Annotated in this window: 18 protein-coding genes; all 18 read left to right on the forward strand. The window is 47.7% G+C overall.

The window, feature by feature from the left end; genetic code table 11:
* Positions 1 to 4 precede the first annotated feature (4 nt).
* A complete protein-coding gene (locus PHR44_01815) occupies positions 5 to 1633 on the forward strand; it encodes a glycosyltransferase family 39 protein (protein MDD4909407.1) in 1629 nt (542 codons plus the stop codon).
* Positions 1630 to 2757 carry a hypothetical protein gene (locus tag PHR44_01820; GenBank protein MDD4909408.1) on the forward strand — a complete coding sequence of 376 codons (1128 nt, stop codon included), beginning with the start codon at positions 1630 to 1632 and terminating at the stop codon, positions 2755 to 2757. Before PHR44_01815 ends, PHR44_01820 begins: the two co-directional genes overlap by 4 nt.
* A complete protein-coding gene (locus PHR44_01825) occupies positions 2747 to 3781 on the forward strand; it encodes an SGNH/GDSL hydrolase family protein (protein MDD4909409.1) in 1035 nt (344 codons plus the stop codon). Before PHR44_01820 ends, PHR44_01825 begins: the two co-directional genes overlap by 11 nt.
* Positions 3778 to 4368: a hypothetical protein gene (locus PHR44_01830; protein MDD4909410.1), complete on the forward strand. Its 591-nt coding sequence runs from the start codon at positions 3778 to 3780 to the stop codon at positions 4366 to 4368. Before PHR44_01825 ends, PHR44_01830 begins: the two co-directional genes overlap by 4 nt.
* Positions 4349 to 5410, forward strand: a complete 1062-nt coding sequence (locus tag PHR44_01835) for a radical SAM protein (GenBank protein ID MDD4909411.1) — start codon at positions 4349 to 4351, stop codon at positions 5408 to 5410. Before PHR44_01830 ends, PHR44_01835 begins: the two co-directional genes overlap by 20 nt.
* 23 nt (positions 5411 to 5433) lie before the next feature.
* Positions 5434 to 6822, forward strand: coding sequence for a glycosyltransferase family 4 protein (locus tag PHR44_01840; GenBank protein MDD4909412.1), 1389 nt, complete (start codon positions 5434 to 5436; stop codon positions 6820 to 6822).
* A complete protein-coding gene (locus tag PHR44_01845) occupies positions 6812 to 7921 on the forward strand; it encodes a glycosyltransferase family 9 protein (protein MDD4909413.1) in 1110 nt (369 codons plus the stop codon). Before PHR44_01840 ends, PHR44_01845 begins: the two co-directional genes overlap by 11 nt.
* Positions 7922 to 7992: 71 nt before the next feature.
* Complete coding sequence (locus PHR44_01850; protein ID MDD4909414.1) at positions 7993 to 8601, forward strand: tetratricopeptide repeat protein; 609 nt, start codon at positions 7993 to 7995, stop codon at positions 8599 to 8601.
* Between the two features lie 7 nt (positions 8602 to 8608).
* Entirely contained in the window at positions 8609 to 9532 is a 924-nt protein-coding gene (locus PHR44_01855; protein ID MDD4909415.1) for a glycosyltransferase, read from the forward strand.
* Between the two features lie 21 nt (positions 9533 to 9553).
* Positions 9554 to 10924 carry a glycosyltransferase gene (locus PHR44_01860; GenBank protein MDD4909416.1) on the forward strand — a complete coding sequence of 457 codons (1371 nt, stop codon included), beginning with the start codon at positions 9554 to 9556 and terminating at the stop codon, positions 10922 to 10924.
* Positions 10921 to 13143, forward strand: a complete 2223-nt coding sequence (locus PHR44_01865) for a ChbG/HpnK family deacetylase (GenBank protein MDD4909417.1) — start codon at positions 10921 to 10923, stop codon at positions 13141 to 13143. Before PHR44_01860 ends, PHR44_01865 begins: the two co-directional genes overlap by 4 nt.
* The gene (locus PHR44_01870; GenBank protein MDD4909418.1) at positions 13133 to 14770 is read left to right on the forward strand and encodes a glycosyltransferase family 39 protein; all 1638 of its coding nucleotides are present in this window, start codon (positions 13133 to 13135) and stop codon (positions 14768 to 14770) included. Before PHR44_01865 ends, PHR44_01870 begins: the two co-directional genes overlap by 11 nt.
* Before the next feature lie 29 nt (positions 14771 to 14799).
* Positions 14800 to 15813 carry a hypothetical protein gene (locus tag PHR44_01875; protein ID MDD4909419.1) on the forward strand — a complete coding sequence of 338 codons (1014 nt, stop codon included), beginning with the start codon at positions 14800 to 14802 and terminating at the stop codon, positions 15811 to 15813.
* Positions 15782 to 17422: a glycosyltransferase family 39 protein gene (locus PHR44_01880; protein MDD4909420.1), complete on the forward strand. Its 1641-nt coding sequence runs from the start codon at positions 15782 to 15784 to the stop codon at positions 17420 to 17422. The genes PHR44_01875 and PHR44_01880 overlap by 32 nt, the downstream gene beginning before the upstream one ends.
* A 16-nt stretch (positions 17423 to 17438) precedes the next feature.
* Positions 17439 to 18650, forward strand: a complete 1212-nt coding sequence (locus PHR44_01885) for a hypothetical protein (protein ID MDD4909421.1) — start codon at positions 17439 to 17441, stop codon at positions 18648 to 18650.
* A 17-nt stretch (positions 18651 to 18667) separates the two neighbouring features.
* A complete protein-coding gene (locus PHR44_01890; protein ID MDD4909422.1) occupies positions 18668 to 20392 on the forward strand; it encodes a glycosyltransferase family 39 protein in 1725 nt (574 codons plus the stop codon).
* The gene (locus tag PHR44_01895) at positions 20389 to 21351 is read left to right on the forward strand and encodes a glycosyltransferase family 2 protein (GenBank protein ID MDD4909423.1); all 963 of its coding nucleotides are present in this window, start codon (positions 20389 to 20391) and stop codon (positions 21349 to 21351) included. Before PHR44_01890 ends, PHR44_01895 begins: the two co-directional genes overlap by 4 nt.
* Positions 21352 to 21354: 3 nt before the next feature.
* The gene (locus tag PHR44_01900) at positions 21355 to 22401 is read left to right on the forward strand and encodes a GDSL-type esterase/lipase family protein (protein ID MDD4909424.1); all 1047 of its coding nucleotides are present in this window, start codon (positions 21355 to 21357) and stop codon (positions 22399 to 22401) included.
* Positions 22402 to 22414: the final 13 nt, after the last annotated feature.

Genomic DNA, 22414 nt, shown 5'->3' on the forward strand with positions numbered 1-22414 from the left:
TGATATGAAATCAGTCCGCGGTTACAGGATCATATTTGATATTTTCTTTATGGCGGCCCTGGCGGTATTCTATCTTTATTTTGCGCTTGACCGGCTGCAAGAACAGGGGGTTTATTGTGACGTCGCGCTGCTGGGCAATAAGGCGATGGGCATCTATAAAAATATACATTTTGAAGGCCCGGATTTTATCAATCTATTCGGGAGGTCATTTCCCTTGATGCTCCTGGATTATCATGGGCCGGCTGAGATTTACCTGTCCCTGCCGGCGCTTTATATATTCGGCAATACCGCATTTGCCTTGAATATAGTACCGGTAGCGTTCGCCGTTTTGTCTATACCGGTTTTCTATATGCTGGCATTGTTATTGTATGAAAGCCGGATGCCGGCGGTATCATCGTGCATTTTGCTGTTTACCCTGCCGTCTTTTATCGCGGCAAGCAGGGTGGGCTTGTACACGGGGACACTGGTTTTATTTTTTGGGTTATCCGCGGTATTGTGCCTTCTGTTGTGGGGAAAAAGCGGAAGATTCTCATTCCTCTGCCTGTCCTGCCTATTTATAGGTATGGGCATGGGGAGCCGGTGTTTCTTTTTGTGGTTTATCGTCGCCCTGGCCGCCTTCCTGTTTTTTATTCACAGACAGATGTTGAGAGCGATGCTGGCGTTAAAATTCAGGAATAAATTGGTATGTGTTGTTTTATCCAGCATAGGGATTCTGCCTGTGGTGGTTTTTAACTTGAGGAGCAATCTGCGTACAGCGAGATTTTTATTCAGCCATCTTATTATTTCTAATGATGGGATCTCCAATCTTAAATACGCCGATAATCTTAAGGAGAGGATGTCCGAGCTGTTTGCATTGTTAAGGGGAAGCGCCTATAGCATGGGGGATAATCTTATTAATCTTTATATTGTATCTTTCGGCCTCGCGGTTATCGTTATTTTGTTATTTAAAAGACGGTTCCATTGTACTGCGGCAGAAAAGCGGTTTTTATTGCCGGTCGCCCTCTCGGCCGCGGTTATGCTGCAGTCGTCCATAACCCCTTCCGGTTTGCAGCCGCTTCATATCCTTTATGTGTTGCCGTTTGTTCTTATGTCCGGAGCAACGGCGGTATCAATGGCCAGGGGACGCACACTAAGAGCAGGCTTAGGCGCATTGCTTTTGTTCGCCACAACAGCGTCACTGACGGTCAGCTTTCTGTCTTTGCGCTTTAAAAGCGCGCATTTACAACTGCACGGCGGCGAAGAGGCGAGGTGGAATACGGCGCGGGACGTTCTCGCCTGGCTGGACGCTAAGGGTATCAGGCGGATAGGCCTGGGCGATACGGGGATAAAGGATGTGCTGTTATATTTAAGCGGCTGGCGGTTGGACGTTGATGAGGTGTTTTACGCGCAGCATTTTAACATGCCAAGACATGAAAAGGAGCTGATCCTGAGGAAGCGGCTTGGCAGCGAGAAGGAGGGGTATTATCTGTTCAGGGCTGCCGGCACGCATTGGATAGATTATCTCGGCAGGTTTAAGGCAATAGTTAAAGAAGAGGGGCTGCGAATGGAAGTAGCCGCGGAATTTACCGCGCCTGTCCCGGACAGGAGGGGCGTATTTACTATATATAAAGTAAGGGGAAGGAAAACGACGTGATTATAGTGAAGACCGCCAGATGGCTGCTGGCAGTTATCATCGGCATAGCCGCGGCATTGTTTATCGCAGAACGGCTCCTGTGCCTGAAGCATCGCCCAGGGTATACCCCTCATTCGGAGCCGGTGGCGGTTAATGCCTTCAGCGATGGATCAGGCAGGCATATCGCCGGTTCTCTGGGATACCAGAATTCATGGGATGACAAAGGGTATGTCAAGGTAGAGATAAACTCCCTGGGCTTAAGGGGGCCGGAATACGCGGACCCTAAATCACCGGACCGGCTGAGGATATTTTTTGTAGGCGATTCGATCGTTTTCGGCACGGGGTTGGAGTTTAAGGATACTATAACGCAGCAGCTTGAGGGCTTATTGAACAGAGGCCGGACTTCTCCTTACTGCGAAGTGATAAACGGAGGCGTGGGGGACAGCAATCTGGAAGCCGAGTCGCTTCTGATCCAGGAGAAGATGGATATTCTGAAGCCGGATATTATTTTGCTGGGGGTTTATTTAAACGATCTTTCTCCTCCCGCCGGTTATCTGAAGGGCATGGATATATACCGCAATCATCTGTTGTATAAGTGCCATCAGGTAAAATGGATCAGAGAGAGCAATATCTGGAATTACGCGCTGAAGGGATTGGAGCGCAGGATAAACAGCGCCATGCTTTTTGCTTATATCTCCGGTAATATACGGCACCTTTGGGTGATAGATTACAACGGGCGCGAATGGTTAGAAGACCCCGCGGAATTTAAGAATTTGGTATATAAGGCGCGCTATGATTGGGGCATGGCCTGGGACGAAGGCCTGTGGGGCAGAGGGTTCGGCCTCATTAAGCAAATACAGGGCATCTGCAGCTCCAGGAACATCAAATTCGCGGTGGTCATACTGCCTGTTGAACCCCAGGTATTATTTAAAGGCGATCTTCCCGTAATAAGGAAACCGCAGGATATGCTCGCTGCTTTTCTGGGGGATATGCGCATACCTTGTCTGGATATGTTGAGCGTACTGCGCGTTCATAAAGACGAGCGTATCTTTTATGACCATTGCCATTTTACTCCGTTTGGCGCATCGTTGGTCGCCGGGGAGATCAGCGCTTTTCTTGAAGGGATAGACGGATATGCCGGCTGAATTAAGGAAAGGTATCCATAATTCCGTGCTCGCGGTATTTGTTTTATTGATTTCCGCGCTGATACTATACCTTGGCCTGGAGGTATTCTTTACCCTGAAGGGTGAATACGGCCTCGAGCAATTTATTGTCGGCGACTCTCGCTGGAATGCCGATGTAAAGAACGGCGTGCATATGGCCTTTTCGCTTTCCTCAAATCCCGGCCTGGGCTGGGAATTAAAGCCGGCGGAACTGATAAATAAATATGACAGGTTTGAGGAGAAGGCGAGGGAGAAGGCTCCGGGCGTGTTCAGGATAATCGCCATCGGAGATTCTATCGCGCAACAGGGGTATTTTGAGAGGTTCCTGGAGGACAGGTTAAATGAGGACGCGCTGGGCATGCGTTTTGAGGTCTGGAACTGCGGGGTATCCGGATACAATATAACCAATTATTATTACTATTTCAGGGACATAATACCTAGATTCAAACCGGATTTCATCATACTGGCTTTATGTCTGAATGATTTTAGCGGGATCAATTTAACCATCCATGATGGGAAGCGGTTCGTGGAGTTCTTCAACCCTTTTATTGCCCTAGATTTTCCTTTCAGCAGCCGTCTTTTCCTGCATTCCAGGGTCTACCGGTTTATCGTATTCGGCCTGGAGCGCTATATACTTGAAAGGGCGAGTATGGAAGAGATCCTTGTCGGGAAATTCGACAAGATGCTTCAACTGGCCAATGAGAGGAACCTGAAGATCGTGGCCCTGATCTGGCCGCATATGAAGAATCAATATGACAGCGCACAGCAGGATGAACACATCCGGATCAGGCATATTCTGGAAAGCGGGGGCGTTCCCTACGCTGACATGCACAAAAGCTTTACAGACAGGGACGCCCCCGGCTTGAAAGAATACCCCGGGGATTATGTCCACCCTTCAGAAAAGGCATTTATGATGATGTCTGAAGATATATACGATTTCGTATCCGGCTATTTGGAAGATAATTTTAATTTTTCATTCCACCAGAAAGGAAGGCGTGCGTCATGAGCATACAGGAAAGGGTCAAGAAGATCGGCAGGAACCTTGTGAAATTAAATCAGACGGGGCAGCCGCAGGTGCCCGCCGGCAGGGTATTGATCGTTGATAACGGCTATGCCTCATACAGGCATCTTGAGCTGGCGATAGAGCGCACATTGCAATACGCGGACAGAGGCAGCGTATCCATAATAACGTTTGAACACAGGAAGGGTTTTATATCCGGCAGGTTCGGCCAGATAGATATCATTACCCCTGCTGTGCCCAGTGCAGGGCGTTACGAGATAGCGTCTCTTATGCTGCGGTACAGGCGTATGGGTTTCAGGCAGATAATCATACTTTCGCTGGACGTAACGCCCATACTCGCGTCTTTGCTGTTTACAAAAAGCAGCCTGTTCCTTTATAACCGCTGGGAGCAATGGTGGGAACTGAAGCGGCTGGGCGTAAATGACGGTATCGCGTTTATGGCGAGGTCGGTTATCAACCTGTTTATATTCGCGTATCTTATTCTAGTGTTCTTGCTCATCCGCGCGAAGATGGCATTTAATATAATACGTTTCAAAGGCAAGGGCGGGATAGATGACGGCGTATTCGCGTAATAACGAGATCAACCTGAAAGAAGAATTAAGGAAGGATATAGTCCTTGAGTCAATGCCGCGCAGGGTCCAGGTCATTCTGACGACAAAATGCAATTTAAGATGCATTATGTGCGGCAGGTTCAGCTGCGACCCTTCTTTGACCATGCCGCTTGATCGGGTTAAAAAGATCTACAGCTTGTTCCCTTATTTGCAGATAGTGGACTGGCAGGGCGGAGAGGTGTTTATCCTGGATTATTTCAAGGGGCTTTTTCTTGACGTGTCGGGGAATTTCCCGCATATTATGCATAATATAACCACCAACGCCCTGCTGATAGACAATGAGTGGGCGGATGTGCTGGCGGGGTCAAACGTGTGCCTGCAGTGTTCCATAGACTCCGTGACCGAGCCCGTTTATGAGTCTATAAGGGTGGGCGGAAGCTTCAAGGCGTTATCGCGCAATCTTGACCTTATAAATGAAGCGAAGGCGGCGCGTGCCGGCAACGTAAATCTTGACCTGGTGGCGATAGTAATGAAGCGCAACCTCAAGGAGATGGTGCTGTTCCCTGATTTTTGCAGAAAATATAATTTCAGGAGTTTGAGGTTTAGCGCCCTGTGGCCGGATAAGGCGCCCGAAGAGGATATCTTAAGCAGGCCAGAAAGAGACACCTTTCAGTATTTAAACGACGCGCTTGTTCAGATCAAGGATAAATGCCGGCAGTATAACATTAATTTTCACTGCACATTTGATTCATTGGTGAGGGCGCATCTGGAGGGCGGTGATAAGGGCGGCGGTCAGTGCGGCGTTCCTGCGGAAGAAGGCGCGAAGGTGAGGGTCATAGAGTGCCGTATGCCCTGGACCAATCTGTTTATAAACGCCAATGGCGATGTCTATCCGGAGTGCAAGTGCCAGCGCCCCGCGGGGAACATAGAGAGGGATTCTCTGGAGGAGATATGGAACAACAGCACTATGCAGATCTACCGCAGTTTAATAAGATGGGGCGGTGCGGACAAGATCTGCTCTGAGCAATGTAAATTCCGCGGTTCTTTATATGAAAAGTTGTAATAACGAGATATAATGATTTTGTTATGAAAATATTGCAGATAGTACACAGCTTGCCTCCTTATAATTCCGGCGGTACGGAGGTCTACACTTCAGGCCTCTCGCGGGAGCTGTCCAGGCGCCACGACGTCTTTATCGTCCATCGCGTAAACGATCCTTCCAGAGAGGAATATGACGTAAGGTTCCGGCGGCAGGGGAGGGTCAATATATTTGAGATTAACAACACGTTCAGGGAATGCGGTTCTTTCCGGATGCTGTATCAAAACTCTCATATACTGGAAAGGTTTTCCGGAATACTTAAAGATATAAGGCCGGATATCGCCCACATTCAGCATCTTTTATTCCTTTCCACGGATATTATAAAGCACCTTAAGTCCGAAGGGGTGCCGGTTGTCTTCACCCTGCACGATTACTGGATGTTCTGCCAGCAGGGGCAGTTGTTTAACAGGCGTAACGAGGTGTGCCCCGGGCCGTCCGCTGAGCGCTGCTATGAGTGCCTGAAGTACCTGCTTGGCATAAGGGGAAATGTTATGAGATCATACATTTTCCTCAAGAAATACCTATCCGCTCATTTGCTGGGGTTATCAAAAGAACTGTATTTCGCCTTTGCCCGGGCCGGCTTCTTGAAAAAAGCAACCGCCATGGATTACATAGAGCGGCGCGCCGGACACATAAGAGAGATGCTGGATATGGCCGATGCCCTTATTTCGCCCTCGCATTTTTTAAGACAAAGATTTACGGAGTTTGGGGCCAGGCCGGAGAAGATACGGGTTTTGCCCTACGGTTTAGATTACAGCCGTTTTAATAATATAAGTAAAGAGCGGGGTGGCAGGACAACGAGCGTCGCTTTCATAGGCACATTGCTGCCTGCTAAAGGCGCGGATGTGCTGATCAAGGCCTTCAACAGGCTGGGGGAGGCTGATGTTGAGCTCAATATTTACGGCCGGCTTTATCCCTATAAGGGATACGAATATTATACCGGTCTGCTCCGGGGCCTGGCGAGGAATAAGAGAGTGAGATTTATGGGCGAATTTCATAATGATGACATAGGAAGCATACTCGGCAGGGCGGATGTCCTGGTCGTTCCTTCGGTCTGGCCGGAGAATTCCCCGCTTGTTATACAAGAAGCGCAGCTGGCAGGGGTACCTGTAATAGCGTCCAGGACAGGAGGCATCCCGGAACTGATAACTCATGGAGAGAACGGGCTGTTGTTTGAGCCGGCATGCGACCAGGATTTATACAGGCAGCTGAATTTGTTTATTCATGACCGGCCGCTGGCAAGGCGCCTTAGGGCTGGCGCGGTAATGCCTATGTCTATCGAAGAGAATGCCTGCAGGGTCTCTGATGTTTATTATGAAGCAGGGGCGGCATGCCAGCCGGCTCTATCGTTGGGGGCTTCGTACAGTGGAATATAAGAGGGATTGCCGTTATTTCAGGGGCAGTGTCCCCTGCCTGTTCAAAAGATTGTGCAGGGGATGCAGGAAATATCAGAAAATAACCAAGAAGATACTCGTTATAAAGTTGGCTTCGGCAGGCGATGTATTAAGGACTACGCCGTTGTTACGTGCCTTAAAAAAGATACACCCCGGCGCCTACATGGTCTGGCTTACATCAAAAGAGGCCGCAGCCGTCCTTGAAGGCAATCCCTTCATTGATGAGGTGCTTTCTTCAGGTTTCGCTTCTTCAGCGAGGCTGATCATGGAGCGTTATGATTGGGTGATATCGCTGGATAAGGCGGCGGAGGCGGCGGCAATAGCGTCTATGGTCAAGGCGCAGAGGAGGTCGGGATATGGCTTGGGTCCTGACGGGAGGATTTTTCCTTTTGACAAGGATGCCGAATACGGGTTTATCCTCGGGCTTTCCGATGACCTTAAATTCAGGCGAAATAAGAAGTCATATCAGGAAATAGTATTTGAGACCTGCGGCCTGCATTTTAGAGGGGAAAAATATGTCCTGCCTTTCAGCGAGAAACAACGCGAGTTTAAACATAGGTTTATGAAGGCAAAGAGGCTGCATAATGATCGGTTAAAGATAGGGCTTAACACAGGATGCGGTCCGGTTTTTCCCTATAAAAGATGGACGGAGGATGGCTTTGCGGGGCTGGCAGAGCGGTTGATCAGGGCGGGGGACGCGAAAGTCCTGCTTCTGGGCGGAGCGGAAGAAGAAGAACGCAATAGCAGGATATCGCGAAGATTGGGCCGCGCCGTAATTGACTCCGGGTGCGGGAATTCGTTAGCGGAATTCGCGGCAATTATTGACTGTTGCGATGTGGTAGTTTCTTCAGATACCCTGGCTATGCATATCGCCATTGGCCTGGGGAAAAAGACCGTCTGCTTGTTCGGCCCTACCTGTCCCCAGGAAGTAGAATTGTATTCAAACGGTTTAAAGATATCATCATCTTTGGGCTGCGCTCCATGCTATAAGGATCATTGCGCTCAAGACGGCAAATGTATGAAGGGGATATCCGTGAGCCAGGTGTATTCGGCGGTAAGAAAAATGATGGCTGAAAAATAATCCCCGATATTTGTCAGCGGGGAAGAAATATAGACGTTAAAATGGGGGTTGATTTCCAAAGGAGGTGCGCAATGAAGAGATTGTTGGCGGCTGTGTTGTTTCTTACCTTATTCGTAATAGCGGCCGTATTTTTTAAGCCGGCGATGCTGGTGGACATGTTCAAGGGCGGTAAGCAAAAGCAGGCGCCGCAGCAGGCCAAGATGGTAGTTGCTGATGCGCCAAAACTGCCGGAGCAGATCAGCGCCTATTACCGTAAGGCAAACTGGGATGAAGCGATCAGGCTGGCAAAGATGCATCTGCAAGTCAGCCCCAACGACAGTACCATCCGCATTATCATGGCCGAGAGCTATATCAATAAACGCGATTATTCTTCGGCCGAGCGCGAGATCAAGGAAGTATTAGAGCGTGAGCCGAGCAATGTATGGGCATTGAGGGTGCTTGCCTGGGCCTATCTATCAGAAAAAAAGAACTCAGAGGCGCAAGACGTTATTGATAAGGCGCTGCTGGTCAATCCCAAAGACGACGGGGTTAATTTTACCGCCGCGCAAGTTTATTCGGCATTAGGCAGGCTTCGCGAAGCATTGAAATACATAGAGAGCGCCCTGGTATCGCAGCCCGATAATAATCAGTTTGTTGCGGTAAAGAAAAGAATAGAAAAGAAGATCAGCCAGGCAAAATAGATACCCGGTGGATAATCCAGACATATCGGTAATAATACTTACTAAAGACGGCGGCGGCACACTGGACAGGTGCCTGAGCGCGCTGTTCAGCCAGGATATAGATATGCCCTTTGAGGTGATCTGTATTGATTCCGGTTCCCGCGATGACACCCTTGACATATGCAGGTCACACAGGGTTAGATTGTTCCGTATTGAAGAGCGCGAGTTTAACCATGGGCTGACACGCAATCTTGCCGCAGGCAAGGCAAAGGGAGATTATATAATATTCTTAAGCCAGGACGCGGTTCCTGTCGGCAATGATTGGATGAGGCGCTTGATCGACAACTTGATCAATGATGATGAAGCGGCAGCTGCCTACAGCAGGCAGCTGCCCCATCAGGACGCGGATCTATTGACGAAGATGGAGGTCCACGGGCAATCTGCGGCGGGATGCGGCAGGCAGATACGGCAGATGAAAGACCGGGATGTGTTTGAAAATATGCCCCCCCTGGAGAAGCTGCGGTTCTGCAGTTTTGATAACGTGTCTTCCTGCATAAGAAAAAGCGTATGGCGTGAGATCCCGTTTTCCGAGACCGATTTCGCAGAGGACCTTGCCTGGGCCAGGCAGGTATTGGGCGCAGGCAAAAAGATAGTGTTTGAACCGCTATCCGTTGTGGAACATTCGCACAAGAGGGGAGTATTTTACGAATTCCGCAGGGCCTATATCCATCATTTCAAAACCCGTGAATTGTTCGGTTATGTCCCGGTGCCCGGGCCCGTAGAGGCGCTTCTTTCTTCATTAGCGTTGTCTTTCAAGCAGATAAAGCGGCTTATCAGCGCGGGGTACCCTGTTTCCAGTACTTTTTATGCCGTTGCCAGGACGCCGCTTATTTGTTTTTCCCGCGCCCTGGGGCAATACAAGGGAGCGCGAGACGCGATAAATCACGCGTAGTTTTCGCTGGATTACGGAGACATGCATAATAGATCTGCGCGATCAATTTCTTTAGTATTTCCTATGTACAATGAGAAGGACTACCTTCCTGTCGCCGTAGAGAAGGCCAGGAAGGTATTAGGCGAACTGACTGATAATTACGAGGTAATAATAGTAGATGACGCCTCAACGGACGGCTCCGGTGAAATGGCGCGGGAACTGGCAAGGAATGATGAAAAGATAAGGGTATTAAGGCACAAAAAGAACAGCCGGCTGGGATGCGCGCTTAAGACCGGTTTTAATAACGCCAGGGGCGGCATAGTGGTTTATTCCGATATGGATCTGCCGTTTGACCTGGAGAACATTAAGCGGTTCATCCCGCTTTTAGACGAGGCGGATATAGTCGTGGGCCGGCGGATCGGAAGCAGGGATTCCCTGTTAAGGTCGTTGTATTCTAAGGCGTATAACGGCCTGATAAGGGCGGTGTTCGGCATAAAGGTAAGCGATGTCAACTTCGCCATGAAAATATTTAAAAGAGATATCCTGGACCTGTTAGAGTTAAAGTCCGACGGCTCATTTATAGATGCGGAGCTCCTGATCAGGGCCGTGCGTTTGGGCTACATAGTGAAGGAAGTAGAGGTCGCCTATCGCGCCAGGCAATACGGCGTATCGCACCTGTGTTCCCTGCCGGTAATATTCAAGATCATCGCGGAAATGGTTAAATTGCTTCCTGAGTTAAAGGGATTATCAAGAGAGAGGATGCTGTATATCAAGGCGAAGCGCCTGTATAAAGGCCGCGGGTTTAAGGTCTTAATGCACAATGCCGTCAGATATCATACCTGTCCTTTTGGCAGGATAATAAGATTGCTTCCCGAAGAGGGTAAATTCCTGGATCTGGGGTGCGGCAACGGATTCTTTACAAACATTATCGCCATCGGAGGCAAAAGACGCAATGTGGCCGGCATTGACATTGATAAACGTAAGATAGATCTCGCCCTGGCTTTAAGAGGCAATAGCCGTAGCGCGGAGTTCCTGCGGGGGGATCTGGCCTCGCCGGATTTCATGCTGCCTGATGAGGCCTATGACTGCATTACATTGGTAGACGCGTTGTATTTATTGCCCTATCCTCAGCAGGAGGGCCTGCTCAGGGATTGTTTTGATAGCCTGTCTCCGGGAGGTATTCTAATAATAAAAGAGATGGCTAAGAGGCCGATGTTCAAGTTTTTATTTAATCTTATTCAGGAGACCATAAGCGTAAAGATAGTAAAGAGCACAATGGGCGGTAGATTCTATTTCAGGAAAGAACAATCTTATTTAGGCCTGCTTAAAGAGATAGGTTTTAATACGCAAAGTATTCATTCAGGCAGCGGATATCTTCATCCCCATCTTATATTCTTATCCAGGAAGCCGTGAAGAAAACAATAGTCCTTATTCATCCCCCCGTTGATTTGGGCCAGCGATATGGGTGGCTGGCATTTGCCGGAGGAATAGAGCCGCCGTTAGGGCTGTGTTTCCTGGCTGCCGCCTTGAGAGAAAGGGGGTTCAGGGCAGCGATCGTTGACGCGCAGTCGCTGGGATTGGATATAGAGGATACGTTGAATCTCGCCTCGCGATACGATCCGGATTACATCGGGATAACTTCGGTTACCTCCACGATCTCATCCGCTATGAAGCTGGCGGAGGGCGTTAAGAAGATGCTTCCGCGCGCAAAGGTCATATTGGGAGGATGCCATGTCAGCGCGCTTGCGGAGCAGGCCATGCGGCAATGCGCTTGTTTTGATATTGGGGTCCTGGGGGAGGGGGAGGCGACCTTGAGCGAATTACTGGAGGCGTTGGAGGGCGGCAAAGAGTTGTTTTCAGTGGACGGCATCGTTTTCCGGCAAGGCGGTCAGTTGTTTAAAACCGCCCCGAGAAGGCGGATCGATGATATAGATACGCTTCCCTTCCCGGCGTTTGACCTGCTTCCCGGGATAAACAGCCATTACCGTGTTCCGCTCCAAAGCAGGGCAGGCGGCCATTCCTTTTCACTTATAGCTTCGCGCGGCTGCAGGGGAAGATGCGTTTTTTGCGATAGAGGCGTTTTCGGCAATCATCTCCGGCTTAACAGCGCAGAGTATATAGTGGATATGGTAAGATACATATATAAAAGAGGCGTCCGTTGCCTTATTTTCGAAGACGATGATTTCCTGGTTTCCAGTAGCAGATTGGCAAGGTTCAGAGACCTGATCAGAAGGGAGGGCATTGATATATCCTGGTCCTGTTGCACCCGCATGGATACGTTTGACAAAGACACCCTGCGGATCGCTAAAGACGCCGGGTGCTGGCAGATAATGGCAGGCATAGAAAGCGCGGAACAGGCCATCCTCGATTTCAGCAATAAAGAGTTGAACTCAGAGATCGTGAGGGGCAAAATAAATCTTGCGAAAGAATCCGGAATTCAGATAAAGGCCTTCTTGATGTTCGGCAACCCCGGAGAGACCGCAGAGAGCTTAGCGAAGACCACGGATTTCGTCCTCGGGCTGCCTTTAAGCGATATAAGCATTACATTTTTTACTCCGTTTCCCGGGGCCGATATCTGGAAAAACATCGGTGACTACGGCAGTATAATTCAAAGTTTTGACCGGTTTAATTGTTTTGAGCCGGTGTTCCTGCCCAAAGGTATCAGTAAGGATGTTTTGATGAAGTATTATGCTTCAGCCCTGTGCAGATTTTATTTGCGCCCTCAGATCATAAGGAATTACCTGCGCAGGATAATGCCGTCCGGTACGGCAGCCAGGCCCGGCCATAAAGAAAAACGCCTTATTGTCAGCGCGCATGATTTTGGCCTGAGCAAGGGCGTAAACGACGGCATTATAGATTCGTTTAAAAAAGGCATAGTTACTAACGCGTCTGTTATTTCCTGCGGGAAATATTCCTCCGAAGCAATAAATTTCCTTAAAGCCAATCCTGATTTGAAGGCGGGAGTGCATTTATGTTTAACCGAGGAAAGGCCGATCCTGCCCGGCAGCGAAATACCCAGTCTTATTATGAATGACGGGAGGTTCAGGAGATCAAAGTGGCGGTTGCTTGCCGCCTGTATTTCAGGCAGGATCAAGGCCGGCGATATTGAAAGGGAATTTCAGGCGCAGATAGCCAGGGTTAAGAGGGAAGGGGTAGAGATCAGCTATCTGGACGGGCATTGTTATGCGCATATGTTACCCGGGATAACGGATATCGTAGCGCGCCTCGCGCAGAAATATAATATCTCCGGAATACGCCTGCCCCATCAGTCCTTTTGGCTTATTGTTAAAGAAGCCGAAAGCAATAATCTTTCCAGAGTCATTTTCCAAATATTGTTGAATTTACGATGTATAATATTAAGGAAACGGTGGAGGCGGTTGGGTTTTTATGATACGGATGATTTTATGGGTTTTGTCAGCAGCGGTCATTTAACGGAGAATAGACTGTTGAAATTGTTGAGGTCGTTAAAAGGCGGGGTCACGGAGGTGATCTCGCACCCTGCGGACGCCGATGATGAGATGCAGAAGGGATATCGGGGATGGAGATATGACTGGGAAGCGAACAAGCAGGCGCTGGTATCCAGCCGCGTAAAGGACGCGATCTCAAAAGGGGGGATAGGGCTTGGAGCTTGATAGAAAAGATTATTTATCGCTGTCATTATTCCTTTGTGTCTTTTTTCTGCTTGAGGCGTATCAGATACATTTGCCGGGGCTATACGCGGATGAAGCGTTCCCTGCCACCGGCGCTGTTCAGGTGTTGAAACACGTCGGGCCTTTTCTGATCTCAAAAGAGTTGTTCGGCATGTCCTTGCCCATAGCGTTTGTCCCATATATGACCTGCCTGGAGAGCTATATACTTATGCCATTCTTCTATCTTTTTGGGATCAATGTCTTTGTCTTAAGGTCTGTCCCCATACTACTGGGAGGGCTCGTGCTTGTTTTTACTTATATATTTATCAGGCGGATTTTTAACAGGACGGCAGCCGTTATCGCTGTCTTGCTCCTGATGGTCAATCCGGAATTCCTCATAGGCACTAAACTCGGTAATGACAGCGGCTCCATGCTGCAGTTTATGAATATGGCGGCCATCCTGTGTTTTTATAATTGGTACCGTTTGAAAAAAGACAGGCATTTTTTTGCCGCGGTGTTTTTCTGGGGGGCGGGTCTTAGCATAAGGCCATGGTTCTCCTGGCCTATAAACAGTATTATTATTATTTCAATTGTGTTCTACAGGTATATAGGCAAGGCGGTAATCGCAAAACTCAGGAGCGCTAAATTTATCGCTGGATCATTATTCGGGTTTGCTTCCGGGGCATTTTTAATGCTTTTTTATAATTTTTCTTCCGGTTTCCCCATTATCGGATACATGACTAAGTATATATATGCTACGCGCTGCGGGGTCAACAACCTCGCGTATCTGAACAATCTTATGTCAAGGGTCGCCGTATTTAAGAATTATCTTCGCGGGACATTCTCACTGGGAAATATGGGCGGATGGAATCACAGGACGCCCGTTGAGCATATATCGGCGGATAATTTATACCCCGCGCTTTTTCTTATATCCGCCGCCTGGCTGTTGTTGTCGTCAGCGGCAAATAAAGGACGCTTCAGCAGGAAGGGTAAGCTGTTTGTGCTGCTTTTCCCTTTATTTATCCTGCTTCAGAGCCCGTTTACCCTTTCCAGCCTGGGCGGGCCGCATCTTTTTATAATCTACCCTTTCATACAGGTCATCATTGCCGTGGCGTTTATAGAGATGCTGCTGATAATGAAAAATAAGGTTAAAATAGCGGCGTGTTTCGCGGTTTGCGTTTTCCTGGTCCCGGTATTCTCAGAAATAAAGACCGCCTACAGGAACAATTACGCCTATATCGCCGGCACGGGCGGCACAGGAAATTATTCCGATGCCATTTACGATCTGAACAGATGGCTGCTGGAAGAAGGCGCCTTAGATCCGGTAGTGCTTGATTGGGGTATTTATCACGATCTTATATTTCTTTCCGGCGGCAGGATCTCCCCGGTTACCTTTAATTTTGTTGAGAGCGGCGACAGTAAGGATGTAATGATGGAGCGGCTAAGCAATATTATCGGCGGCAAACAGGATAAGGTATACATATTCCACAGCCCCAAGTTTACCAATAGATATGTTTATGATGATTTCAATGGTCTGGTAAGGCACAGGGGGAAGAGAGCGATAATGCTTAAAGAATTTTCTCAACGGGACGGGGAGAAGGTATTCATAGTATATGCCGCCGGGCGTTAGGTTGGCCTGCGCGGCCCATAATAGCTGTTATGAAGAGACTGACGGTTAGGCTGGCGCTGGTCCTGTTCGGGATAGCAGCCGGCATATTTATCTGCGAGTCATTCCTGCGCGTCAATCCGGCATATAGATCCAAATATGGCCTGTTTAGTTTTAAGACCTCCGAGAAATTGTCGGATATATATAGAGACATAAAATACAGGCCTTCCCCAATATACGGCTATGAATTTATTCCCAACAGCGCTGTCAACGTCAACTCTTATGGATTATGCGGCCCCGAATATATCCTTAAAAAAGGCAGGGACGTATTCCGGATCCTGTTAATAGGCGATTCCATCGCGGCTCAAGACGGCACAGCCAGATTCTTGGAGAGCCGTCTTAACACACGGCCCATTCATCCCGGATATAAATATCAATTATGGAATACAGGAGTGCCTTCCTATGATCTGCGCAGGTACGCCCTCGTTTTGAAGCATAAGGGTTTGGCCTATAAGCCGGATATGGTAATGGTATTTTTCTGCTACGGAGACCTTGATATAGACAGTTCGTTTTACTGCAGGGGCAAAGAGGGCGCTGTGTATAGATACAATATCTCTCTGCCGGAGCTGACCAAGCAGCGCATACCGAATTATCTCTTATTGAAACATTCTTATCTCTATAGATTTCTAATTTTTCAGGCAGAGTCATATCTGTCCGGCAAGAAATCCTCCATCGGCAATTCCGGCAGAGAGGATGCAGCTCTGACATACCTGTCTGCCATAAAAGCCCTCTGCGTTAAGAACGACCTGTATTTATTGGGGGTGGTGTTCCCGTCTCTTAAGCCCGCGGCGGAATATTCGGCGTTAGAGAGGGAGCATTTTGTCATCTTGCGCGACACAATGGATGTTCTGGGTATCGATTATATAGATTTATGCGGGCTTATACCCGAAGAAAAGAGGGCGGCGATCAGGGAGAGAAGGGATGATGTCTTCCATCCCTCTTCCGAAGGGCAGGGCCTTATCGCCGATATTATCTATGAATATATCAAGGTCCATTTCAAAGGATAGGGCGCGGGGTAATTTAATAATCCCGATAGTATTAGTAATAGCGTACTTTTTACTGCAATTATCCCTGATCAGCCTGCCGGGGATCTTCTGCGATGAGGCCATAGACGCGAATCTGGCTATCAGGACCATAAAGGGGCAGGGTACACCCCTCGGCATTGATCTTTTTGGCCGGCGCCTGCCTCTGATGATGAGCGATAACCACAGCGCCTTGACCGCCTACCTCCTTATTCCTTTCCTGCAGGTTTTCGGCGCGCGCGCATATTCCCTAAGATTATTGACCATATTTGTTGGCTCATTGACATTGCTGGCCGTCTATTTATTCACTAAGGAATTATTTGACCGCAAGTCCGCGATATTGTCCATGTTTCTATTGGTGATCAATTTTGCGTTTCTTGTTGATACGAAGATGGGGATAGTGCACGGTTCAATGATGCAGGCGGCAATGATGTTCGCCTTATTATGCCTGTTGAGATGGTACCGGTCGGGAAGGCTACCGTATTTTTTTACGGCGATGTTTTTATTGGGCATCGGCATCAGTATAAAGCTATGGTTCATCTGGTTCGTTCTTTCCCTGTTTATTTGCGCCCTGATCTTCAGGCATGCGCTGCTGGCCATGATCGGGGGCGATAAAAGGCGTTATATCAGCATGTTGTTTGGGCCGTTATTCTTCGGCTGCGGAGCGCTCTTAATATTACTGTATAACATCGGCACCGGTTGCTCCACGTTAAGGTATATTTTCAATAACGCTCATTTCACCATAGATGGCGCAGATAATTTTGCCTATTTTGGCAATCTCGCCTTGCGATCCACGCATTTACTTGATTACATAAAGGGGGTCACGCCATGGGGTTCTTCATACAGCGGTTATTCACCAATATTCTTCCTGTTGTCGGTCGCCTGGCTTCTGTATCTCCTGGCAGCCAGGAGATCCGGGCTCTTCCCCAAAAACAGGGTTTTATTCCTTCTTATTTTGACCTTATCTATTTTCTTACAGAGCCCTTTCACGATGACGACCTTGAAGGCCACGCATATATTTTTGCTGTTTCCTCTCCTGCAGATAATATCAGGCGTAGCGTTTATTGAAGCCGTCTTTTATTTTAGAAAAAACGCGAAGCTCGTTTTTATCTGCGTTATAATCTTATTTGTGTCCGTATTCGTTGAGGCAAAGAAAACAATTAACGGTTACCTCTATTTTCAACGGACAGGCGGAGAAGGGCTTTTATCCGATTCCATCAACAGCCTGTCAGGATGGCTTATGGAGAGGAAGGGGGGCAATATAATCATCCTGGACTGGGGGATCAGTGATAGCTTGTATTTTCTCACAAGGGGAGAGATGGAAAACAGGGTTTATGATCTCGCCGCCTATTGCAGCGGTATTCCAACGGACGCAGGCAATGGAAGGCAGGAGGAGTTTATGGGGATGCTTAGCAGCCGCCTTAGGGAGAGAGATAGCCTGTATGTGTGCTTTTACCCTAATTATGAACAGGGAAACCGCTGCTGGGATATTTTCAGACAGCTTATAAAGGAAAGTGATCTGTCGTTATCGGAAGAGAAGAGATTCTATCAGAGGGACGGCAGGGTTGCCTATGCCGTGTTTTCTCTGAAATAGCCGTCTTATGAGAGATATGCTGACAGGGTTTGCGAGAAATATCTTCATGGTATCCTGCGCCGTCGTCTTGTTTCTCGCGCGCTTAAAGGACTTATTGATAGGCAGCCACTTTGATCTGAGCCCTGATTCTAAAAGCTACATAAGCGCCGCAGGCCATCTTTTGAGCGGAGAGGGATTTTATATAACAAGCTACTTCGGCCAGGAAGTGGCAAAGAGGGCCTATCTGGACTGGCCTCCATTATATCCTGTTTTGATCGCCGCATTGGGCCTTTTCGGGCTTGACCTCGTTGACGCGGCAAGGCTGATCAGCACGGCGTCTTTGGTAGCCATGATCGTTCCCCTTTATATGATCTTGAATAAGATAACAAAAAGCGCGGTTTTCTCAGCGATAGGCGGGATCCTTATAATGGTTTCCTGGCCATTTCTGGAGATCTCCCGGCACGCCTGGACAGAAACGCCTTTTATGTTCTTATCCTATGTGGCCCTGTTTTTTATGATGGATTTCAATAAGGAAGGCAAGCTATTAAACAGAGAATTTATACTGGGAACGCTTTTTGTCCTTTTGTCCTGCCTGATAAGATGGACGGGCCTGCTGCTGGTTTTTTATGGGGCCGCGCTTATTTTATTCCAGAGGGGAATTAAGCGGGATCATAAAACATATCGATTGCTCTTTTTCCTGTTCGTCACATGCCTGCCGCTTCTTTTATGGTGCTTCCGATCGGTGCATATCACGGGAGACCTGGGGTATATATTCGGAGACAAGGAATTTCATGCTTCTCAATATCGGCATTTTGTCAGGAATATATCCCTTACCTTACGCACTATTTATCTGGACCTGTTCAGGATAGATACGCCGTTTCTTGCTTATTGCGGGTTATTCCTGTCTTTATTTCTCTCTCTGAAAAATAATTTTTTATACAGGTGCAAGGTGTTTATCGGGTATGTCATATTATATTTTATATTTATCAGCGGAATTGTCTCGTTAGTGGCCTTAGATGAGATGGGAACAAGATATACCGTGTCGATGTACCATTCCATAATGATCCTGATCTTTGTCATATTTTATGATAGCGTAAGAAGCTTCTTCGCGTCAAACTTAAGAATGAAATCAGCGATATTTATCTTTTGGTTGTTTTTCGCGTGTTTAGTTTATGCTCAATCTCTGGAAATGTCGCGGTTGGTTGTTTCCCTGTTCTTTTCCCAAATGGCAATACATACAGGGCGCTGATAACTAAGAGGTATATTTTGAGAGATGTCACCGGCGCGCTTAAGGGTGTTTTCAAGCCGGATTTATTGATAATTATCCTGATCGCGCTCATATATTTATCCCTTTCATTGCCGGGATTGAATCTGATCGGATTTGTGGAAGATGAGGTTATACCCGGTATGTTCGGTGTCAACCTTCTTGAAGGCCGGCGCCTCTGGGACGGAAGCGATGTCGGCATTCGTCTCGGAGGGATGAGCCTGCCGGTTAATCTTATTACCCCGTATTATTTTGCTCTGTCTTCTTACCTGTTGATCCCTTTCTTTATTTTGTTTGGTATCAGCATATTTTCTTTAAGATTGCTGGGCGTTTCGCTGGCGCTGTTATCATTAACGTCGTTATACTATATATGCCGAACGATATTCGGCAGAAAGATCGCCGTGCCGACTGTATTCTTGCTTGCCTGCAGTTCAGCATTTGTATGGTCTACCAAGGTTGAGCTCTCCATAACAGAGAATCTGTTGAATTTTTTCTTCTGGTCGGCCGTTGCGCTTTTTCTGCTGCGTTTCAGCGGTAAGAGAAGCATTGTTTATTTTTATCTGGGGTGTTTCTTATTAGGCGCGGGGTTAAGCGTTAAATTTTCTTTCCTGGCAAGAATATTTGGATTCGGCCTGGCATTTATCGTTGTTTTTTATGGTAAAATAGCTGATTTTATCAGGTCAAACTTGAAGATAAAGCAGGCGATAGTTTCCGCTGTTTGTTTCTGCGCGGGCGCATCCTTGTTTATTTATTACAATGTGGCCACCAGCGGCTCTACTTTTAAGCTGGTGAAATATTTGTATACTTGCACTGATGGAGACAATATTAATAATCTGGATTTTAAGGCTAACCTGGAGAGGAGGATCGGCCAATTCAATACTATCATACAGGAGTATCCGATAGCTGAGCAGGATTGCCTGCCGGCAGATTCTATGGAAGGCCAGGCGGAGCCCTTTATATATAACGCAAGGAAAATGACGCTGGCGATATTCTGGCCGGCTTTCTTAGCCAATTGCCTGTTTTCTCTCATGCGGGGGAAGGCGGGGCAGAGGAAATACCTGCTTATATATACGGCTTACTTTGTTATATTCTTGACAACTTTGTTCACCCCAGCTTCTTCAAGGACGTTCCATATGTTCGCGCTTGAGCCGATCCCGGCGTTTACCGTGTCGCTTTTTTGCTGCAATATATGGGACGGTATCACAAAAAGATACGCGGCGGGCAGGCCGCTGCCTGCGCTAATCGCGCTTTCAGCAGTTATTTTAATTGCCGGGCCCTTTTTAATGGTTGATTTCAGAAATCACGCCGCATACAACCTGTTATTGCGTAAGACAGGCGGGACATATTTAGGCGCCGTTAGATATGAAATTGTGGATTATATCCTTGAGAATGGTATTGCCGAGAACGCCTTATTTATTACCGTAGGCGGGAGAAACGGAAAAGAGCCCATGCTTTTCCTGGCTAAGGGTAAGATTGACTTTGACGATAAGATCAACGGCATGACGGTAGAGGGGCCTGACGAAATATGCGCAGCGGCAGCGGATACAATGTTGAAGACCGGTAAAAAATTGTTCTTTATTTTTACCGCCTTGCCGCAACGGATTTATTTAGAAAAATATAATATGCTCTATGGATGTTTGAATAAAGCCGGAAGCAGGATGTCTCTGCGGCGCGTATTCTACAACCGGCTTAATGAACCGCAGTATTACTTATATCAGGCGCGATGAAAGAGACGGTATCCATAATTATAGTTAACCATAATAGAAAGGAGTATTTAAAAAGGTGCCTGGACTCCGCGCTCTGCCAGAGCTATCCGGATATTGAAGTGATAGCCGTGGATAACGCGTCCACAGATGGTTCGGTGGAACTGTTAAAAAATATGTTCTCCTCCGTCACATTGATCCTCAATAAGGATAATGAGATGTACGCGCGGGCTCAGAACTCCGGCATATCTCAATCCAGAGGGCAATATGTATTATGTTTGAATAACGATGCCGTGCTGGATAATAATTATGTTGCCGAATGCGTAAAGATAATGTCGGAGAAGAAGGATGTCGGCATGGTTACGGGCAAGGTCCTGCTTATGGACGGCAAGACCATAGATTCTACCGGGCAGTTCCTGTCAAGGTCAAGGAGGCCGTACGACAGAGGTTATCGCAAAAAAGATAAGGGGCAGTATGCGACAGGGGGTTATGTTTTCGGCCCAGGCGGCGCGGCGCCTCTGTTCCGGCGGTCCATGTTGGAAGAATTAAGTCTACCCGCTGTTAACGGCGGCTATGCCTATTTTGATGAGGATTACGGGATGTTTTACGAGGATCTGGACCTGGCCTGGAGGGCGAACAGGCGCGGCTGGAGGGCTTATTATAACCCAAAGGCAGCCGCTTATCATGTAAGGGGGGGCAGCTGTCAGGAGAAAAAAACCTTATTTTTGTTCAGACGCGATTTCGTTTGCCTACCGAGGCATCTTCAGTCGCGCCTTATAAAGAACAGGTACGCGACCATAATAAAAAACGAGTCCATAGCAGGGTTTCTTTCTAACGGTTTATTTATTCTGGGATATGATCTGAAATTATTTTTGTATATGTTCCTGCTGCGGCCGGCGTTGTTTATAGACCTGTTCAGGGATCCGGGATTCTTAAAATATGCCTGTCACAAAAGGAAGTATCTGGCGGACACGGCTGCATAGCTCATGATTATAAGGATTAAAGAACTGCTTAAGAATATATCGCTGGCTGCCGCATCTTCTTTTATTGTTTTGTTTATAATTAATTATTTTGTGGGTATATTCTTTGATAAAGAGATCTCCAGGGTGCAATGGGCGCAGGACCATACGGTAAGATTAAGGATGTCGGATAACCCCGAGATAATGTTTGAGGCCACCCCTAATATAGGGGAGGCAAACAGCCAGGGGCTGAGGGATTTTGAGTATAGTTTTAAGAAGCCCAATGGCACACGCAGGATCGCGGTAATCGGTGATTCCATATCCTATGGTATAGGAGTTGAAGTAGAGGAGTCATGGCCTAAGCAGCTGGAAAAGAAATTGAATGAAGATAACGCCGGCGCCAGATTTGAGGTCATAAATTTTTCCGTTCCCGCTTATTCAACCGTGCAGGAAGCGGAGGTCCTGAGGACCAAGGCGGTAAAATATGACCCGGACCTTGTCATCATAGCGGCCTTTGAGAATGATAACGCCATTTACAGTTCGGAGATGAATAAAATATTTTCCAGTGAAGCGTCTCCGGATTATTTTGACAGCGTGCATGTTTTGTTCGACCCCGGGCTATCCGGCTTTCAAAGGTCTATCTACAGCAGCAGCCTCGGAAAGTTTATCAGGTACAGGCTTGCCCTGCTGAAGGATTCTGGTTTAAATAGATCAGGTATCCTGAGATATCCCAGCCCCGGCAGACATATAAGATATATCAGCGAATATTACAACGACGTTGATGTTATCGGTTCGGGCTTTAAGAAGATAAGTTCAGTACTCAGAAAGCACAGGCTGCCTTGCCTGGTAGTATTTTTCAGTCATACGGAAAACACGGTTGTCCGCGATAAGATCAGCGGGATATGCCGGGAAAACAGCATCGCCTTTATGGATACAATGCACCTTTTTCCATACAAAGAAGAGGACATCAAGGGAAGTTATTATATAGATAACTGCCATCTGACGCCGTATGCCCATGCGCTTTATGCCGATGAGGTTTATCTGAGATTGAGATCAATGGGGGTCGCGGGATAGGGACTGACCGCTA

This window comes from Candidatus Omnitrophota bacterium, assembly GCA_028707125.1.
Taxonomy (GTDB): Bacteria; Omnitrophota; Gorgyraeia; order Gygaellales; family JAQTUX01; genus JAQTUX01.